Below are 20,100 nucleotides of genomic sequence, written 5' to 3' on the forward strand. Positions count from 1 at the left end.
TGCGAGAAGAAGAGCCAAGGGAAGAAAAAGATTAACGGTTTCCTCTGAGCCAAGACATAAAAAATAATGATAGTATTTTAATTATAAATTAAAGGTGTTACTTTTTCAGTAACACCTTTTTTTTGACGTGCCAACAAAAAAAACGAGTAACACCCTATATAGAATGCCAAAGAGAAAAGATTTAAAATCCATTTTGATTATCGGTTCTGGCCCTATCATCATTGGTCAGGCATGTGAGTTCGATTATTCAGGTTCCCAAGCACTTCGCTCGCTTCGCGAGGACGGTATTGAAACTATCTTGATCAACAGCAATCCGGCTACGATCATGACAGACCCCACCATGGCAGACCATGTGTATTTGAAGCCCTTGACCACCAAATCAATCGTTGAGATTTTAAAGAAGCATCCCAACGTAGATGCAGTATTGCCCACCATGGGGGGGCAAACGGCATTGAACCTTTGTATTGAGGCCGATGAAAAAGGGATTTGGGAGGATTTTGGCGTGGAGATCATCGGCGTGGACATTGATGCCATCAACATTACCGAAGACCGTGAAAAGTTTAGGGAATTGATGCTGAAAATTGGCATTGGAATGCCACCACAAGCTTCCGCAACCTCCTTTTTGAAAGGAAAGGAAATTGCACAGGAATTTGGTTTTCCTTTGGTGATACGAGCTTCATTTACCCTTGGAGGAGCCGGAGCAGGTATCGTTTATGATCCAGAACATTTTGATGATATGTTGAGCCATGGTCTGGAGGTGTCACCCATTCATGAGGTGATGATCGATAAGGCCTTGATGGGCTGGAAGGAATACGAACTGGAGTTATTGCGGGACAAAAACGACAACGTGGTCATCATCTGTACCATTGAAAATATGGATCCCATGGGCATCCATACGGGTGATTCCATTACCGTGGCCCCTGCAATGACGCTTTCAGACCGCACTTTTCAGCGGATGCGGGATATGGCCATCCACATGATGCGTAGCATCGGGGATTTTGCCGGGGGTTGTAACGTACAGTTTGCGGTGAGTCCGGATGAAAAAGAAGATATTATTGCCATCGAGATCAACCCAAGGGTTTCGCGATCATCCGCATTGGCATCCAAAGCCACTGGATACCCCATTGCAAAAATTGCGGCCAAATTGGCCATCGGCTATACCTTGGACGAGTTGGACAACCAGATTACCAAGTCCACCTCGGCCTTGTTTGAGCCCACCTTGGACTACGTCATCGTAAAAATCCCACGTTGGAATTTTGACAAGTTTGAAGGTTCTGACCGGACTTTGGGACTACAGATGAAGTCTGTTGGAGAGGTGATGGGCATTGGCCGTTCGTTCCAAGAAGCCCTGCACAAAGCCACGCAATCCCTTGAAATCAAACGAAATGGACTTGGGGCCGACGGGAAAGGATACAAGGATTATGAAAAGATCATCCATAAATTAAAAGTGCCCAGTTGGGACCGTGTTTTTGTGATTTACGATGCCATTCAATTGGGGATTCCGTTGAAGCGCATCCACGACATCACCAAAATAGACATGTGGTTCTTAAAACAATATGAGGAACTCCATTTCTTGGAGATGGAAATTTCAAAATATACCATAGAAAGCCTGCCAAAAGCGCTATTGTTGGAAGCGAAGCAAAAAGGTTTCGCCGATAGGCAAATTGCACATATGTTGGATTGTTGGGAGAGTGAGGTGCACAGCAAGCGGATGGAATTGAACATTAATCGGGTCTACAAATTAGTGGATACCTGTGCTGCTGAATTTAAAGCGGTCACTCCCTACTATTACTCCACTTTTGAGGAGGAAATTGAAACCCCGGACGGTGAACGCTACGTGGCCAACGATAGCGTGGTGACGGACAAGAAAAAAGTTGTGGTTCTTGGGTCCGGGCCAAACCGAATTGGGCAGGGGATAGAGTTTGATTACTGCTGTGTTCACGGGGTATTGGCTGCTGCCGAATGTGGTTACGAGACCATTATGATCAACTGTAACCCAGAAACGGTTTCCACGGATTTTGATACAGCCGACAAGCTCTATTTTGAGCCCGTTTTCTGGGAACATATCTACGACATCATTCGCCATGAAAAGCCCGAAGGGGTTATTGTGCAGTTGGGAGGCCAAACCGCATTGAAATTGGCCGAAAAGCTGGATAAATATGGCATAAATATTATTGGAACAAGCTTTAAATCCTTGGATTTGGCAGAGGACAGGGGTAGTTTCTCCACTTTATTGAAGGAAAACAATATTCCCTACCCAAGATTTGGGGTTGCCGAAACGGCGGAAGAAGCCTTGGAATTGGCCGACGAACTGAACTTTCCGCTTTTGGTGAGGCCCTCCTACGTTCTAGGGGGACAGGGGATGAAGATTGTTATCAACAAAGAAGAGCTGGAAGCCCATGTAGTGGATTTATTGCGGAGCATCCCAAACAATAAGTTGTTGTTGGACCACTATTTGGATGGAGCCATTGAAGCCGAAGCGGATGCCATTTGCGACGGGGAAGATGTGTACATCATAGGAATCATGGAGCATATTGAACCCTGTGGAATACATTCAGGGGATTCCAACGCCACTTTACCACCTTTCAATCTGGGAGAGTTTGTAATGCAGCAAATCAAAGATCACACCCGTAAGATTGCATTGGCACTGAACACCGTTGGATTGATCAACATACAGTTTGCGATCAAGGACGATATTGTTTACATCATCGAGGCCAACCCTAGGGCGTCAAGAACAGTGCCCTTTATTGCCAAAGCCTACGGCGAGCCCTATGTGAATTTTGCCACCAAGGTAATGTTGGGCGAGAAGAAGATCAAGGATTTCAAATTCAATCCAAAGCTGGATGGCTACGCCATAAAACAGCCTGTGTTCTCATTCAACAAATTCCCTAATGTGAACAAGAACCTAGGGCCGGAAATGAAGAGTACGGGAGAAAGTATTCTGTTCATAGACAGCCTTAAGGACGATGAGTTCTACAATTTGTATTCGCGAAGAAAAATGTACTTGAGTAAGTAAACCCAATATTTTAAAAAATAAACCTTTGTGGTGGTTGCCTAATCTTTGACTTCAAAAGATTGTGCAATTGTTTCAAAGGTTTTTTTGTACTCCTTTTTTTTGCTTTTCAAGGTCCAGGACATGATCATATAAATCTTGTTTTCCCCTTCCAAAAAGGTCAGAAAGTAGGTCAATTCCTCCTCAATGTTATCCACCTTGGCATCAATTTCAAGGGCCTCGGCTTCCAATCCTGAAATATGCATAGGGGTAGGCTTGGATTGGTTGGTAATGTCCATTCGTTCCACAAGTCTTTTTGATTGGATATCCCGATAGAAGGCAAGAGTGGATTTTTCCTCATGACCCAGTTCCTTCATTGCATCAACAAACTCCTTTTTGGGTTCATCAATAACGATGGTATAGACTTCTTTGTAGATGTTCTGATACTGAAGGGGAGCATCGCTGTTCAGCCCTGTGGTCTTTTGCATATCCCTAGGAATACGGATACTATAATCGTTATCCACATTTATTTTGAAAAAATCATTTTCATTGATGGGTGAATCCGAGTTTTTCTTTTTGCCATCAATACAAGAGATCAAGGAAAGTGAGATAAATGCAGTAAGTAGGAACAAGAATTTTGTTTTCATGGATTTGGTTTAAAGCATGTTAGGAACGAAATAAAAGGAATTAATTGAGAAAACCATAAAAGAGGATGTCTAAAAGCTCGTTATCTGTCAGTTCGAGCCTGCCTTTGTCGGCAGACAGGCGCAGTCGAGAACCTAAAGAGTGCTGATAATCAATGGGCTTCGACTGCACTCAACCTGACAAATTCAAACTTTTGTTGCTTTTTAGACACCCTCCTTCAATCCATTACAATTGCAAACCTTAACCCTCTAGTGGTTTAAGGGTACTAATGGCAATCCGGTTCCATACATTTATGGTTACCACGGCCATGATGATTTGCGAAAGGTAGTGCTCATCAAATAGTTCCAAAGCTTTTAGATAGGTTTCTTGGGTCAAACCATTTTTGTGGATCAGGGTCACTTCCTCAGTAATTTTAAGAATGACCTGTTCTTCTTCGGAATAAAGGTCTGTGTCCCACCAAGCATCCAGTAGAAATAATCGCTTTGGGTTTTCTCCCAGCTCTAGGGCTTCCTTGGTATGCATATTTATGCAGAATGCACAACCATTAATCTGACTGGCCCTGGTTTTGATGAGTTTGTAGTGGGTTTTGCTCAACTGGCCTTGTTGGAGATACTTTTCAAGTTCCATCACAGCCTTAAAAGCCTGAGGTTCTGTTGCATCAATTTGAATTCTTGGTTCCATGTTTTCTTTGTTTTTTGAATACGGAACGAAGGTATTCCATGGCCCATCCAAAAAACTTAAACAGGTTTAAGAACGCTTTTTAGCCCGAATCTCACTCACATATTCCGGGGTGAGCCCTAAAAAGGAGGCAATCAAATATTGGGGGACCCGTTGGGCAAAATCAGGATAGTGTTCGGTAAAGTGGAGGTAGATTTCTTCTTTTGAAAAATCGAACATGTGTTTCATTTTCATCAAGGAAGAACCATACCCAATTTGATACATGATCCTAAAGTACCGTTCCAATTGCGGAAATTCTTCGAGTAATTGCTCTTGCCCATCAAAGGTAATGGAAAGCAGTTGGGTGTCCTCAACGGCCTGGATGGTAAAACCCGACTTCGTTTGGTTCAAGTAGGCCAAACAATCTGTCATCCACCAATCGTCAATGGCAAACTGTACGGTTCGCTCTATTCCCTTTTCATTGGTAAAGTACATGTGGAGGCACCCTTTGAGCACAAAAAAATTGTGAGAGCAGGAATTTCCGGCTTCAATCAAGACCTGTTTTTTGGATACATTTTGGAACTCAAAAAACATGATGATTCTTTGAAAATCCTCCCTGCTAACGGCAGCAAACTGGTTGATATGGGTGAAGAACTGATCTGACATGGCTGTTCCAAAATTAGAAAGAAAGGAATTGTTCTTTGAAAAAAACATGAAAATGAACACGGTTGAGTGCTAATTTTTCATGTCTTAAAAAGGAATTCAGCAAAGAGATAAATTTTTGTTAAAACAATGGAAAGAATTTTACAGTTAATGTATTTATATGAAAGAAGTACGGCACTTTTTGTAAAAATCAAAGGGGTAATGGTAATTTTAACCAATATTAACAAACACTATTTGTGCGTATAGTTCACGTAGCATAGTTTTGTTCCCCAAATGAAAAAGGCGTTACAACGATATTTGTTTCCTCTATGCATCCTGTTGTTGGGAGGATTCATTAATCTATATGCAGATTCGCAAAGCGATGTAACTGCTGAAAATGCCTGCTATCTTCAAAATCTTGAAAATCAACATTCCTCTGCTTCATTCCATATGATGGAGTTGGGGCTGGAGAGAAAGCACTGTGCAGAAATTGATGTTGAGGAACAAGAAGAAAAGGAAGAAGAGGTAACGTCCCATACCATTTCCTTACAGTACGGCGGTTCACACACTGCCCTTTTTTATGTCTCAGTTTGGGGGCAGTCATTTATTGAATCCAACACAAACCAGGGATTTTCCAAACCCAAGGCCGCTTCTTCCATTAAGCAACACGTTAGGTTCTAAGTATTTAGAATATAGGAGAACACTCCAAAAGTAAACCCACATATCCAGTGGGCACTTACCATCAAACCCATTGAATACTTTTCAATAACCTGGGCAGGCCCATGCTAAAATGAATTTGGGTCTTTCCATCAAATATCTCAAACACCAATTTTTTTAAACCCGTACAATTATGAGGAGAATTCCCATGTTCATTGGCTTGCTTGTATTGTTTTGCCATACAAGCTGCGAGTCCAAAAAACACGAAAAAAAGGACGAAACCAATTCCTAGTGAGCAGCCCCATTAGAAAGGACACTTCCATCACCAAAGATTATGTGTGCCAAATCCATTCCATTAGACATATTGAACTCAGGGCCTTGGAAAAAGGGTATTTACAGCACATCTCTGTGGATGAAGGGCAACATGTAAAAAAGGGACAGCAAATGTTCCACATCATGCCCAATGTATACGAAGCCGATCTTCAAAAGGCCAAAGCTGAGGCGGAAGTTGCCGAAATTGAGTACAAAAACACCAAATTGTTGGCCGATGGCAACGTAGTTTCTGAAAATGAGCTAGCCATGGCCAAAGCAGAATACGATAGGGCCAAAGCTGAAGTTTCATTGGCCGAAACGCATTTGGGGTTCACAGACATTAGAGCGCCTTTTGATGGTATCATGGACCATCTTCACGTAAGGGAGGGCAGCCTTTTGGATGAGGGCGAACTATTGACCACGCTTTCGGATAACAGTAAAATGTGGGTCTATTTCAATGTGCCTGAAGCTGAGTATTTGGATTACATCACCAGTGCCAATAAGAACAGCAAACAAAAGGTAGATCTTCTCATGGCAAACAATAAAAAGTTTAACCAACCCGGAATTGTCGAAACCATTGAAGGGGAGTTCAACAACGAGACAGGAAACATTGCTTTTCGGGCCACTTTTGATAACCCTGATGGGATTCTTCGTCATGGTGAAACCGGAAGTATTTTAATGCGGGTCCCCCTTGAAAATGCCATGCTCATTCCCCAAAAGGCCACTTTTGAGGTTTTGGACAAAAAATATGTCTTCGTGCTGGATAAGGAGGACAAAGTGCAACAACGGGAAATTATAGTGGGTGCCGAACTGCCCCATCTTTTTGTGGTGGAAAAGGGACTGTCAGAAGATGACAAAGTCTTGCTGGAAGGTATTCGGATGGTGAGAAATGGTGAGAAGATTCATTACGATTTTGAAAAGCCGGATGAAATCTTGGCCAACTTAGAATTATACACAGAGTAGTACAAATCCCATAATCTTCTAATAAGATGTTTAAAAAATTTATTCATAGGCCCGTATTGGCAATTGTGATCTCCGTGATCATTGTCTTTACCGGTCTACTCGCTATAAAACAACTGCCCATATCGCAGTTTCCACAGATTGCGCCAACCACCGTCAATATTTTTATCGCTTACCCTGGATCAAGTGCGGACGTATTGGTGAAATCGACCCTTATTCCTTTGGAAACTTCCATAAACGGGGTACAGGGAATGCGATATATTGCTTCGGATGCGACCAGTGCAGGAGAAGGTACACTGCGTGTAATCTTTGAACCGGGAACCGACCCCAACCAAGCAGTGGTGAGGGTAAAGACCCGGGTGGACCAAGTAATGCCCTTACTTCCCGAACTAGTACAGCGTGAAGGGGTCATCATTACCCCCGTACAGCCCAGTATGTTAATGTACGTGAACCTGTACAGTGATTCAAAGAACAATGACGAAAAGTTCCTCTACAACTACGCCTATACCAAAATGATTCCCGAAATACAGCGGATCAACGGTATTGCCAGTGCCCAGATATTGGGAAGCCGCAAATTTGCCATGCGGGTGTGGTTGAAACCAGACCGAATGCGGGCATACAATGTTTCGGCTGAAGAGATTTTGGAGGCCATGGAAGACCAAAGTATTTTGGCAAGACCCGGACGATTGGGGCGAAGTTCCGGTAAAAAGGCCCAGTCTCTGGAGTACGTCTTGGTATATCAGGACCGGTACAGTGACCCCGAACAGTACGAGGATATTATCATCAAAGCCAATGAGGAAGGAGAAATATTGAAATTGGGCGATTTGGCCGATGTGGAACTCGGAAGTGAGTTCTTCGATATTTATTCCAATTTGGACGGAAAACCTTCCGCATCCATCGTATTGAAACAGACCTTTGGTAGTAACGGAAGTGATGTTATCGCTGAGGTAAAGGATAAACTGGATGAACTGGAAGCAGAAATGCCCCCGGGAATCGATTATAAGATCAGTTACGACGTTTCAAATTTCTTGGACGCCTCCATTGAACAAGTATTGCACACGCTTCGGGATGCCTTTATCTTGGTGGCCATTGTAGTATTTTTGTTCTTGGGTGATTGGCGTTCCACTTTGATTCCAATTATCGCCGTACCCGTTTCCTTGATCGGGGCCTTCTTTGTAATGCAGCTCTTCGGATTGTCCATCAACCTGATAACCCTGTTCGCATTGGTTTTGGCCATCGGTATTGTGGTGGATAATGCCATTGTGGTGGTCGAGGCCGTCCACGTGAAGATGCACGAGGAAAACCTCACACCCTACAAAGCCTCGTATGAAGTATTGGGAGAAATTGGTGGGGCCATCATCGCCATCACCTTGGTAATGACCTCGGTGTTTATCCCGATTTCATTCATGACCGGACCGGTTGGGGTCTTCTACCGGCAGTTCTCCATCACCATGGCGGGATCTATTGTCATTTCGGCCATTGTTGCCCTGACCTTGACCCCGGTGCTTTGCGCCATGATGCTGAAAAACACCCATGGCAAGCCGCGCAGAAAATCACCTGTAAACCGTTTCATCGATTGGTTCAATGCCAAATTTGAAAAGCTGACAGGTAGATATGTAGGTGTGCTGAACAAGATCGTAAATCGAAGAGTGGTCACTTTTGGCATATTGTTGGCCTTTTGCGCGGGGATTTTCTTTACCAATCAGGTGTTGCCTGCCGGATTTATTCCTAACGAGGATCAAGGGATGATCTATGCCATCATCCAAACCCCTCCCGGAGCTACTTTGGAAAGAACCAATGAGGTGGCCCGAAAACTTCAAAAGATATGTGAGGAAACCGAAGGGGTTGAATCCGTTTCCTCATTGGCCGGATACGAGATCATGACCGAAGGTCGTGGTTCCAATGCCGGTACCTGTTTGATCAACTTAAAACCATGGTCGCAACGGGAACATTCCGTGCACGAGATTATGGAAGAGTTGGAGGAAGAGACCAAGGACCTCGGTGCAGTAATTGAATACTTCGAGCCCCCAGCTGTGCCAGGTTTTGGTTCTTCCGGTGGTTTCTCCATGCGTTTGTTGGACAAGACCAACGGTACCGATTACCACGAGTTTGAGCGTATCAACAATAATTTTATGGATGCACTTCGCGAGCGCAAGGAGTTGGCCGGTTTGTTCACCTTTTTCGCTGCCAATTATCCGCAGTATGAGTTGAAAATCAACAATAAGGCCGCCATGCAGAAGGGAGTTTCCATTGGAAAAGCCATGGAAAACCTGAATATTCTTATTGGTAGTACCTATGAACAGGGTTTTATCCGTTTTGGACGGTTTTTCAAGGTATACACCCAAGCTGCTCCGGAATATCGTGGGATGCCTTCGGACCTTGAAAAGCTGTTTGTGAAGAACGAAGAAGGTGAAATGGTACCGTATTCCGCCTTTATGACGATGGAGAAAAAACTCGGCCCCAATGAGATTACACGATATAACCTCTATAATTCCGCTGCCATTCGGGGGCTTCCTGCCGCAGGGTTTACCAGTGGGGATGCCATTAAAGCCATTCAAGAAGTGGCCGAACAGAGCTTGCCAAGGGGGTACGACATTGCTTGGGAAGGACTTTCCTATGATGAGGCGCAACGCGGGAATGAATCCATCTACATTTTTATTGTGGTATTGATATTCGTTTATCTCGTATTGGCCGCACAGTATGAAAGTTTCTTGTTACCACTTGCAGTAATCCTCTCCCTACCCGTTGGGGTATTCGGTTCATTCTTCTTACTGAAGGTTATGGGACTGTCCAATGACGTTTACGCACAGATCGGTATGATCATGCTGGTGGGACTGCTGGGTAAAAACGCGGTATTGATCGTGGAATTTGCGGTACAGAAACACCGCCAGGGCGCCACCATCTTGGCCGCGGCCATTGAAGGGTCAAAACAACGGTTTAGACCGATTTTGATGACCTCCTTTGCCTTTATCGCCGGATTGATTCCCTTGGTGGTTGCCACTGGAGCTGGAGCTATCGGGAACAGGACCATTGGTGGGTCTGCCCTTGGTGGGATGCTCATTGGTACCCTCTTTGGGGTATTGGTCATTCCCGGACTCTATTACATCTTCGCCAAAATGGCCGAAGGCAAGAGTCTTATCAGGGATGAGCACGACGAACCGATTTCCGAAGAGTTCTTTAAACCTAGTGATGATAGTAAGCTTAAGATGCGTTTGCGTGAAGTAAATCGACTTTTGAAAAAAATGACCAGTAGAAATGGAAACAATAAGAAAAAAGGGAACAAAGATGAAGAATAGTAAATCTTATATGATAGGTCTTCTCAGTGTAGTGGCCCTATATTCTTGTGTGCCCACCCGTGAGATACGGGATGTAAACACCGCTGTTCCCGAACAGTATCAAAATCAATCTATCGACACGGTGAATACCGGTATGGTACAATGGAGGGAGTTTTTTAAGGACCCCAACCTTGTTGCCTTGATCGATACCGCTTTGGTGAACAACCAAGAGCTGAACATTATGCTTCAGCAAGTGGATATGGCCAAGAATGTCATTCAGGCTAAAAAAGGGGAATATTTACCCTTTGTAAACATTCAGGCGGGAGCCGAAGTGGATAAAGTGGGCGAATATACCCGTAACGGTGCCGTGGAGAAGAACCTAGAAGTGAAGGAAGGGGAAGAGTTCCCCGAACCTTTGACCAATTATAGTGTAGGTGCGTTTGCCACATGGGAACTGGATGTCTGGAAAAAGTTGCGCAACGAGAAAAAAGCAGCGGTTTTTGAATACCTGTCCAGCGTTGAGGGCAAGAACTTTATGGTCACCAATTTGGTGGCAGAGATTGCGGATTCCTATTATGAATTGATGGCCTTGGACAACCAATTGTCCATCATTGACCAGAATTTGGAGATTCAGCAGAATGCCCTAAAAATGGTAAAACTACAAAAGCAGGCGGCAAGGGCGACTGAGTTGGCTGTAAAACGTTTTCAGGCTGAGGTGATGAAAAACCAAAGCCATAAATACGAAATCCAACAGGAAATCGTGGAAACGGAGAATCGACTTAATTTCTTGATTGGGAGGTCGCCACAGCACATTCAGCGGGAGTCGGATAATTTTATTGAAACATCCATCGACACCATTTATGCCGGGATACCTTCGCAATTGTTGCAAAACCGCCCTGATGTTCGCCAAGCGGAATTTGAATTGGCAGCGGCCAAGTTGGATACCAAAGCGGCCAAAGCCAGTTTTTATCCACAGTTTACCATCAAGGCCGGAGCAGGATTGGAGGCATTCGATACGAAGTATTTGACCACCACCCCTGAATCTGTTTTGTATTCGGTAATGGGGGACATGGTAGCACCTTTGATCAACCGAAATGCCATCAAGGCGCAATACAAGAATGCCACGGACCGACAATTGCAGGCGGTGTACGAATATGAAAAGGCCATTTTGAATGCGTATATCGAAGTGGCCAATCAGTTGTCCAACATCGACAACTTAAAAATGAGCTATGATTTAAAAGAAGGTCAAGTACAGGCCCTAACGGAATCCATTGACCTGTCAACACGCCTTTTCCAATCCGCACGGGTGGAATATATTGAGGTATTGTTGGCACAGCGGGAGGCCTTGGAATCCAGAATGGAACTTGTGGAGACCAAAAAAGACCAGATGCTGGCACAGGTTACCATGTATAGGGCCCTGGGAGGTGGCTGGAATTAAGAGTCCCAAATCGATGGTTGCCGTTGCACCTACTTAACAAGCTATCGGTTGTCTCAAAAGCGAAAGCCCGTGTTACAATTGTAACATGGGCTTTCTAAATTTTTCAAATAGATAATTTAAATAGAATTATTACTCCTTATATTTCTCAAACCAAGCCAAAACACTCGCAATCTTCGCAATCAAATTGCTGGGTCTGTTGGCGATGCCGTGTGAGGCACCCGGAATACGAACCATGGCGGTTTCCACATTTTGCAATTTCAGTGCGGCATAAAACTGCTCAGATTCCGCAATTGGGGTACGGTAATCTTCTTCGCCGGTCAATAACATGGTGGGCGTGGTCACATTGCCCACATAGGTCAACGGAGAGCGGCGTATATAGTTTTCCGGGTCTTCCCAAGGTTTTTTACCGAACCAATATTTGGAGAAGAACGGAAGCGCATCGGCATATAACACAAAACTGGTCCAGTTGATGACAGGTTTGGCCACCACGGCTGCCTTAAATCGGTCTGTTTTGCCCACAATCCAAGCCGTGAGCACGCCGCCACCGCTACCTCCGGTGACAAAAAGATTGTTCTCATCCACATATCCCTTCGCCAATACGGCATCCACTCCGGACATCAAATCGTCGTAATCGTGGTTGGGATAATCGTGGTGGATAAGGTTTCCGAACTCCTCGCCATAACTGGTACTTCCTCTGGGATTGGAGTAAAGCACCACATAGCCTTCGGCGGCATAGGCCTGTATCTCTGCGGAATATACAGCCCCATAACTTTGGAAAGGCCCTCCGTGGATTTCCAAGATCATGGGATATTTTTTGGCAGGGTCAAAATCCGGAGGGGTGACCACCCAACCTTGAATTTTACGCTGGTCATAGGACGACTCCCACCAAATTTCCTCAACATTGCCCAATTTTTTGAATGCAAAAAGGTCATCATTGAGTGTGGTGAGTCGTTTTTTGCTCTTTTTGGAATCCACCACGGCCAAATCGGCAGGATATTTTGTGGTGCCAAGGGTATAGGCAAATTTCCCATTGGTTGAGGCTGAAAAACTGGCTCCGTTGTAGGGTCGTCCCAGATTGAGCCCACCCAGTTCATCGGTGATGTCTTCCACAGCACCAGATAGGCTCATGGAAGCCAATTTACCCATCCCTTGATCGGTATAGCTAAAATAAAGTCCGTTCCCTTTGTTGTTCCAAGCCATATCCTCCACATCCCGGTCAAAATTTCCAGAAATGAGTTGCGAACCGCTACCGTCCACATTCATCACATACAATTGGGTCAATTGGTAGCCTTGGAAGGTATCATCATAGCCCAGATATGCGATTTTGGACCCATCGGGTGACAAAACGGGGTTGCCATCGGGACCAAATCGTTCGGTAAGAGGCGTAATCTTTCCATCAGTAACACTTATGCTATAGATTTCACTGTTGGCTGGCTCAAATTCCTCATCCTTGTGGAAATTGGCACTGAAGTACAAATGGGAATTGTCCTTGGACCAAACAGGACCTCCGTGGTCAAAATCGGTAAAGGTGAGTTGTTTTGGTGTGCCCCCACTGATGGGCAAGGTGAACAATTGCGTATTTCCACCTTTCAGATACCCTTGTCCATCGCCACGATAGTTCATTTGGTCGATATACTTGGGCGGGTCGTTCCATTTGGCACCTTCGGGTTTGGCCGGAAGCTTTACAATGGATGGATTTTCCTTGGGAACAAACATCGTAAAGGCCAAATGCTTGTCGTCATGCGACCATGAAACCTGTCCCGGAGTTTGTGGTGTGTTGGTCAAGGCCATGGTTTCCTTGGTGTCCAACCACATCAGGTAAAGTTTCATCTTGTCATCTGCCATGTTTGACTTAAAAATGATTTTGGACCCATCATGCGACCATCTGGGATAAAAATCGTTGTGGTTTCCCGTGGTCAAAGGGCGGTTGTTGGACCCATCAAAATTCACGATCCACAGATTGGAAAGGTTTCGGTCTGTCATCACATCCTTAAAATTCCGAACATAGATGACTTTGGAGCCATCGGGAGAAATTTGTGGGTCGGACACATATTCCATATTAAAGATGTCCAAGAGTTCCAAGTTGGACTGTACTTGGCCATATCCCAAAGGGATAAGAGCGACCAAGAGCATTAGGTTGAGTAGTTTTTTCATAGTGTTGATTTTAGTTGGTTACTATTTTAAACAAGTGCCAATAGCTTGGCAAGCTTGATTTTATATAAGGTTACTGATTATTTTTTGGTGTTTTTTTCTCATTCAAATCCAGCGTGGGTATTCTAACAATCTCAAAAGTGGAGGAGGCCAGAATCACTTTGCCGTTGGTTTCCAGAATCCTCTTCCCAATCTCCTCATTGAGAAGATGTTTGGTCATTCTACGTTTTTTATAGTCCACAATGTATCGCAAATTGAATTGAATCCAATTATCGGTCATGGTGATGGCCAAAGTAGGGTCTACCTGAGCATCTTCAATGTAATATTTGTTCACGACATCTTTCCAGCCTGCAATGGAATCTTTCACATACTCCGACAATTTTTCTTGCGCTACGGAAATCACTATTTGCTTGGCCAAATCCATATCGGAACCATATCGAATGGGAAGATCAAATTCGTCCCAAACAAATGGAAAGTCCAGCGAGTAGTTATAAACCGGTCCTTTAAATACAAAAGCATTACTTATTTTCACAATACGGCCACTGTAATTATCGCTTGATACCCATTCCCCGATTTCCATCATTGTAGTGTAAATGCTATCGATATCGACAACATCCCCTTTAATTCCATTCAATTCAATTCTATCCCCAGGTTTGTAGACCCTTACAAAAAATATGTAGAAGGAACCGGCAATGCTCAATATCAATTCTTGCAGGGTTATGGTGATACCAGCCGTGAGCAGACCAATGGCAAGCCCAAAATCATTTATACTTCCTGTGAAATAAGAGACCGTGATTAGAGCCACAAGGATATAGCCGATAACCTCAACGGCTTTCTGGGCTTTGTACTTTAAGGAATTGTCAGGAAGGTTTTTCTTGAGCAATCCCCTCGTCCATTTTATGAGAAGGAAGACCAAAATGACCCAAACCAAATACTTAATGATATTGGTTGCCACCGGGTGGTCAACTAACCATTGTTGTATATCTGATGTGAAATCCATTTAGGTTTATTTGCTCATAAATATCTCCAAAGAGTTGCTACCCTTCCCACTCCGTATGGAAAATCCCTTCCCGATCCACACGTTCATAGGTATGTGATCCAAAATAGTCGCGTTGGGCCTGTATCAGGTTCAACGGCAATCGACTGCTGGTATACGCATCAAAATAGGTGAGGGCATTGGAGAGTCCGGGCAAGGGAATACCATTGGCGGCTCCATAAGCAACCAATTCCCGGGCCGCGGCCACCGTTTCCTGCACTTTTTCCACAAAGGAGGGAGAAAGCAACAGGTTCTCCAAGTTTTCATTACTTCGATAGGCTTCGGTAATATCCGCCAACAAGGCCGCACGGATAATGCAGCCCGCACGCCAGATTTTGGCAATCTCGCCCAGTTCCAGTTCATATCCATACTCTTTGGAGGCATCGGCCAGTTGGTGCATCCCTTGCGCGTAGGTGATGATAAAGGCAAAATAAAGGGCCTGCTCCGCTTTGCTGATAAAATCCGTTTTATCCACAGTTTTGGGAGTGGGGCGGTCATAGAGTTCATCCGCTTTAATGCGTTCTGCTTTCAAGGCAGAAATTTCACGCATGCTCACCGCCACATCGATTGTGGGAACGGGAATGCCCAAGTCCATGGCATTTTGCGAGGTCCATTTCCCGGTTCCTTTTTGCTTGGCCTTGTCCAAAATCTTGTCCACCAGATGACCGTCACCCAAATCATCGTGGCGCTCAAAGATTTCTGAGGTGATTTCCACCAAAAACGACTGCAATCGGCCTTCGTTCCATTGCGCATAGGTTTTATGGAGTTCTTCATTGGAAAGCCCCCCTGCTTTTTTCAAGAGGTCATAGATTTCCGAAGTCAACTGCATCAACCCATATTCAATGCCGTTGTGCACCATTTTCACATAGTTTCCGGCTGATTTTGGACCCAAATAGGCCACGCAGGGCTCTCCTTTGTATTTGGCGGACACCGCCTCAAAAATGGGTTTTACATGCTGATAGGCCTCACGGGACCCCCCGGGCATGATGCTGGGCCCCAATCGGGCACCTTTGGCACCTCCGGAAACCCCGGCTCCGAAGAAGTTGATGCCTTTCTCTTTCAAATAAGCTTCGCGTCGGTCTGTATCGGTAAAAAAGGAATTTCCACCATCAATAATGATATCGCCTTCATCCAAATGGGGCAGCAATCCGTCAATGACACTATCCACCACCTTTCCCGCAGGGACCAAGAGCATAATTTTTCGGGGTAGGGCCAGCGCATCCACAAAAGTTTTTACATCCGTGGAGGCATTCACTTTTTCGGTGTTGCCACCTTCGGAAATCAAGGCGTTCACTTTTTCATCATCCAAATCATTTCCGTAGGCGGTAAAGCCATTATCGGCCACATTCAATATAAAATTGCGTCCCATTACGCCAAGGCCAACCAGCCCAAAATCATACTTCTTTGTCATGTTATTTATTTTTAACCTCTTACGTTAAGACAACGCTAAGGAGGCCATTAATTGAAATCTGAACCTAAAATAAACCTTATATTCGTTACGCTCAAATAATAATGGTCCCATCAAGAAATGAAAGGGTGGTTTTATAGACTCAAGCAGCAAACACCATAAATAGTTATGAAAAAGACAGACAACCAGATGCTCGTAATTTTTGGGGCATCGGGCGATTTAACAGCACGAAAACTGATTCCGGGCCTCTTTAATCTCTTTTTGGCGGGACATCTTCCCGAAAATTTTGTGGTTTTGGGAGCCAGCCGTAGTAATTTGAGCGACAAAGACTTTCGTGATAGTGTGGTCCATAAAAGCCCTTATCTGAAGGATAAAATCAAAGATGCTGGGATTGAAAAAGCCAACAGTTTTGCCAATATGCTCTATTATGAGGATTTGGGCAAGGATTACGATACGGATTACGGGAATTTGCGCAAGCGGGTAGAGGCACTAAAGGAGAAACACGATACCTCTGGGAATATTATCTATTACCTTTCCACCCCTCCTACGTTGTATGAAACCGTGGCTGAAAACTTGGCCAAAGCAGGTATGAATACCCAAAACCATGGTTGGAAACGGTTGATCGTGGAAAAACCCTTTGGGTATAGTTTGGAAACGGCCCAAAAGCTGAACAAGGGACTACACCGATTTTTTGAGGAACACCAGATTTATAGAATTGACCATTATTTGGGAAAGGAAACCGTTCAGAACTTGTTGGTGACCCGTTTTTCCAACAGCATTTTTGAACCGCTTTGGAACCGGAACTATATCCATCACGTGGAAATCACCAATGCGGAAAGCGTTGGGGTTGAAAAACGAGGAGGGTATTATGATAAATCGGGGGCACTGCGCGATATGTTCCAAAACCATTTGTTGCAGATCGTTTCCTTGGTGGTGATGGAACCGCCCATTGGTGACCAGCCGGAAGAAATCAGGAATGAAAAGGTAAAGGCCTTAAAATCCCTTCGGATAATGAAGGATGAGAAAACCTTGTTCGAGAATACCATACGGGCCCAATATGTGTCCTCGGAAATCAACGGGAAGAAGGTGAAGGGCTATCGTGAAGAGGATGGGGTTGACCTCAATTCCACTACGGAAACCTATGCGGCCATAAAATTCTATGTGGACAATTGGCGTTGGCACGGGACACCGTTTTATGTGCGTACCGCCAAGCGTATGCCCACCAAGGTCACGGAAATTGTGATCCACTTTAAGGAACCCCACCATCAAATTTTTCAGGAATCGGGAATGCACCGAGACAATAAACTGGTCATCCGTATTCAGCCAGATGAGGGCATTTTGATCAAATTTGGCGTAAAAGTGCCGGGACAGGGCTTTAAGGTAGAGCGGGCCAATTTGGATTTCTACTATTCCAGTTTGGCCAAAACCTATGTCATGGAGGCGTATGAACGACTGTTGTTGGATGCCATGCAAGGGGATGCCACACTCTATGCCCGTGCGGACGAGGTGGAGGCGGCTTGGGAATTTGTGGACCCTATCCTCAACTATTGGAAAAGTGGAAAAGATGTACGCATGTATGGCTATGCTGCAGGCGTTTGGGGACCAGAAAATGCGGATGATTTGATTGACGGCAAAGGCATTTGGCGCAATCCAGGTGAGAACTTGGCCGATGATCCGGGGTATTGTGTGATCTGCTAATTGCAATTATCAATAAACAATAGTCAGTTCGAGGTGTCATCCTGAGCGCAGTCGAAGGAAAAGTCGAGAACCATATGTAGTCGAGAACAAATAAAATTGGATATAGATGGATTTAAAAATATATAAGGACAAACAAAAAGTAGCCGAGCAATTTTCAACCTATTTTGTGGAAAAAGTGGGGGCTGGTGATACTTTTCATGTGGCCCTTTCCGGAGGAAGCACCCCTAAAATTGTGTTTGATGTGCTGGCCGAGAACTTTTCGGATAAGGTGGATTGGAACAAAGTCCATTTCTATTGGGGCGATGAGCGTTGCGTACCCCCCACGGATGATGAAAGCAATTATAAAATGACCGTGGAGCACTTGTTCTCCAAAATTGAGGTGCCCCAAGAAAATATCCATCGCATTTTGGGTGAAAAGGACCCAGAAACGGAGGCCATGCGCTATGCCAACCTGTTGGAAATCAATTTGGACAGGGTAGAAGATATTCCACAATTCGATTTGATCATCTTGGGCATGGGTGATGATGGACATACGGCATCTATCTTTCCCCATGAAATTGAGCTTTGGGATGCTGAGGACCATTGTGTGGTGGCCACGCATCCAGAATCAGGTCAAAAACGGGTGTCCATCAATGGCAAGGTCATCAATGCAGCAAAGGAAGTGGCCTTTTTGGTCACAGGTGCCTCAAAAGCAGAAAAAGTTAAGGCCGTTACTGAAAAAACCAAAGGTTCAGAAGCCTATCCAGCTTCTTTGGTCGACCCAAAATCAGGGAATTTGGTTTGGTTCTTGGATGAGGATGCTGCTGCTGAGCTCAATCCAAATCCATCTTAGCATTCTCGCCTTCCAAGAACTCCAAAAACTCGTTCACTTTAAAGTTGTTGGATTCGTATTTGCTGTCGCGATGAAAAGCAGATTGCTTCCGTTCCTTACTTCGGGCAAATCGACGGATATCCTGTTTGGTCTTTAGAATCAGTCCCGGAACTGTTTTGTTTTTACCATCCTTGCTTTTTGACACCATGGTGAAATAGGAAGAGTTGCAATGTTTGACCTCGCCTGTGGTCACATTTTCAGACTCCACCCGAACCCCGACCACCATGGAAGTTTTTCCGGTATAATTGATAGAGGCCTTGAGGGTGACCAGTTCCCCAACTTCAATGGGATTTAAAAAATCAACACGGTTCACCGATGCGGTAACGCAGTAACTCTGCGAGTGTTTGGAAGCACAGGCAAAGGCAATTTGGTCCATAAGGTTAAGAATATGCCCACCATGCACCTTGCCCCCAAAGTTGGAATGGGAAGGAAGCATCAGTTCGGTTATGGCGACCCTACTTTCCCGGGACGACTTGAATTTTTTCATAATTTGTTGGAGTTTTTGTAAAATCCCTTCCAAAAAAGGAACAACGGACGTGCAAAATGATCATCAAATATAACCCAAAGCTAAAAGAACTTGCAAGACAATTGAGGAGGAATGCCACCAAATCAGAGGTGTTTTTGTGGCAAAAGCTAAAAAGAGATCAAATGTTCGGGTATGATTTTCACAGGCAAAAGCCGATTGACGAATATATTGTGGACTTTTTTTGCAACAAGCTTAGGCTTGCGATAGAAGTGGATGGATATTCACACGAAATTCTAGAAGTTTGGGAGAAGGATGTAAAGAAGACCCGAAGGTTAAATGAGTTGGGTATCCATGTGCTTCGGTTTTCTGACCATCAGGTATTGAATGATATGGAAAATGTACTGCGTGCCATAGCCGATTATATTTTACGTTTTGAAGCGGATGGGTTTACACCTCCCTCTGTCCCTCCTTATTAGGAGGGAAGTCAGTTTCCCCTCTAAAAAGAGGGGATTAAGGGGTGTGTCACTTAATTTCTAAAAAGGGGTGATTTTTCTTCTTGCACTTCGGTGATGAAATACTTGGTATCGCCCAACCAGAAAAAGGTGGCATACCGTTCCATGTACGTCACTTTTATATAATGTCCTTGATATTCTTTCATCTTTTCAATGATATCTTCCTCTTTGTCCTCCACAGAAAAGGAAAATACATTGGTGCCGGAAAGCCCTTGACTGATTTGGCCTTCCCAGGTTTTCACCAAGACCCCTTTCCGACTGAACTTCATAAGCTCCCCGGAACGATAGCCTTCGCTGTAGGGCACATAGTAGATAAAGGCAAAATAGCCCACCACCCCGAGCAGAATGACAGAAATGGCGATAAATAGGATTTTTTTCAC

Annotated in this window: 15 protein-coding genes and 1 pseudogene; 8 read left to right on the forward strand and 8 right to left on the reverse strand. The window is 44.5% G+C overall.

Features of this window, described 5'->3' with window-relative positions; translation table 11 throughout:
* The first annotated feature begins 163 nt into the window (after window positions 1-163).
* Window positions 164-3,016, forward strand: coding sequence for a carbamoyl-phosphate synthase large subunit (gene carB / locus A7D14_RS10065; RefSeq protein ID WP_067033784.1), 2,853 nt, complete (start codon window positions 164-166; stop codon window positions 3,014-3,016).
* Window positions 3,017-3,054: 38 nt separating this feature from the next.
* Here the strand turns inward: carB and A7D14_RS10070 are convergent, their stop codons facing one another.
* The 3 genes from A7D14_RS10070 to A7D14_RS10080 form a co-directional block, all read right to left on the reverse strand.
* The gene (locus tag A7D14_RS10070) at window positions 3,055-3,639 is read right to left on the reverse strand and encodes a hypothetical protein (RefSeq protein WP_067033787.1); all 585 of its coding nucleotides are present in this window, start codon (window positions 3,637-3,639) and stop codon (window positions 3,055-3,057) included.
* A 238-nt stretch (window positions 3,640-3,877) separates the two neighbouring features.
* Window positions 3,878-4,318 carry a carboxymuconolactone decarboxylase family protein gene (locus A7D14_RS10075; protein ID WP_067033856.1) on the reverse strand — a complete coding sequence of 147 codons (441 nt, stop codon included), beginning with the start codon at window positions 4,316-4,318 and terminating at the stop codon, window positions 3,878-3,880.
* 66 nt (window positions 4,319-4,384) lie between these two features.
* Window positions 4,385-4,960, reverse strand: coding sequence for a Crp/Fnr family transcriptional regulator (locus tag A7D14_RS10080; RefSeq protein ID WP_067033858.1), 576 nt, complete (start codon window positions 4,958-4,960; stop codon window positions 4,385-4,387).
* 270 nt (window positions 4,961-5,230) lie between these two features.
* Between A7D14_RS10080 and A7D14_RS10085 the strand changes: the two genes are divergently transcribed.
* The 4 genes and pseudogenes from A7D14_RS10085 (at window position 5,231) to A7D14_RS10100 (ending at window position 11,578) form a co-directional block, all read left to right on the forward strand.
* A complete protein-coding gene (locus tag A7D14_RS10085) occupies window positions 5,231-5,617 on the forward strand; it encodes a hypothetical protein (RefSeq protein ID WP_067033790.1) in 387 nt (128 codons plus the stop codon).
* Window positions 5,618-5,786: 169 nt separating this feature from the next.
* Window positions 5,787-6,868: pseudogene (locus A7D14_RS10090) on the forward strand (efflux RND transporter periplasmic adaptor subunit).
* Window positions 6,869-6,894: 26 nt separating this feature from the next.
* A complete protein-coding gene (locus tag A7D14_RS10095) occupies window positions 6,895-10,161 on the forward strand; it encodes an efflux RND transporter permease subunit (protein WP_067033793.1) in 3,267 nt (1,088 codons plus the stop codon).
* Window positions 10,151-11,578 carry a TolC family protein gene (locus tag A7D14_RS10100; RefSeq protein WP_255307433.1) on the forward strand — a complete coding sequence of 476 codons (1,428 nt, stop codon included), beginning with the start codon at window positions 10,151-10,153 and terminating at the stop codon, window positions 11,576-11,578. Before A7D14_RS10095 ends, A7D14_RS10100 begins: the two co-directional genes overlap by 11 nt.
* A gap of 129 nt (window positions 11,579-11,707) precedes the next feature.
* On the opposite strand, the gene A7D14_RS10105 is transcribed toward A7D14_RS10100, so the two are convergent.
* From A7D14_RS10105 to gndA, 3 genes are all read right to left on the reverse strand, one after another.
* Complete coding sequence (locus tag A7D14_RS10105) at window positions 11,708-13,732, reverse strand: S9 family peptidase (RefSeq protein WP_067033809.1); 2,025 nt, start codon at window positions 13,730-13,732, stop codon at window positions 11,708-11,710.
* A gap of 70 nt (window positions 13,733-13,802) precedes the next feature.
* Window positions 13,803-14,729, reverse strand: a complete 927-nt coding sequence (locus A7D14_RS10110; RefSeq protein WP_067033812.1) for a mechanosensitive ion channel family protein — start codon at window positions 14,727-14,729, stop codon at window positions 13,803-13,805.
* Between the two features lie 37 nt (window positions 14,730-14,766).
* Window positions 14,767-16,176 carry an NADP-dependent phosphogluconate dehydrogenase gene (gene gndA / locus A7D14_RS10115; protein WP_067033815.1) on the reverse strand — a complete coding sequence of 470 codons (1,410 nt, stop codon included), beginning with the start codon at window positions 16,174-16,176 and terminating at the stop codon, window positions 14,767-14,769.
* 165 nt (window positions 16,177-16,341) lie between these two features.
* On the opposite strand from gndA, the gene zwf reads away from it, so the two are divergent.
* The gene (zwf, locus tag A7D14_RS10120; protein ID WP_067033818.1) at window positions 16,342-17,871 is read left to right on the forward strand and encodes a glucose-6-phosphate dehydrogenase; all 1,530 of its coding nucleotides are present in this window, start codon (window positions 16,342-16,344) and stop codon (window positions 17,869-17,871) included.
* Window positions 17,872-17,977: 106 nt separating this feature from the next.
* Window positions 17,978-18,703, forward strand: a complete 726-nt coding sequence (pgl, locus tag A7D14_RS10125) for a 6-phosphogluconolactonase (protein ID WP_067033822.1) — start codon at window positions 17,978-17,980, stop codon at window positions 18,701-18,703.
* Here the strand turns inward: pgl and A7D14_RS10130 are convergent.
* Window positions 18,684-19,229, reverse strand: a complete 546-nt coding sequence (locus A7D14_RS10130) for an acyl-CoA thioesterase (RefSeq protein ID WP_176712401.1) — start codon at window positions 19,227-19,229, stop codon at window positions 18,684-18,686. The genes pgl and A7D14_RS10130 overlap by 20 nt on opposite strands.
* Window positions 19,230-19,285: 56 nt before the next feature.
* On the opposite strand from A7D14_RS10130, the gene A7D14_RS10135 reads away from it, so the two are divergent.
* On the forward strand, window positions 19,286-19,684 hold the full coding sequence (locus A7D14_RS10135; RefSeq protein WP_067033825.1) for an endonuclease domain-containing protein: 399 nt from the start codon (window positions 19,286-19,288) through the stop codon (window positions 19,682-19,684).
* A 50-nt stretch (window positions 19,685-19,734) separates the two neighbouring features.
* Here A7D14_RS10135 and A7D14_RS10140 read toward each other — a convergent pair whose 3' ends face one another.
* The gene (locus tag A7D14_RS10140; RefSeq protein WP_067033828.1) at window positions 19,735-20,100 is read right to left on the reverse strand and encodes a 6-phosphogluconate dehydrogenase; all 366 of its coding nucleotides are present in this window, start codon (window positions 20,098-20,100) and stop codon (window positions 19,735-19,737) included.

Source organism: Allomuricauda sp. CP2A (assembly GCF_001683915.1).
In the GTDB taxonomy this organism is placed as follows: Bacteria; Bacteroidota; Bacteroidia; order Flavobacteriales; family Flavobacteriaceae; genus Flagellimonas.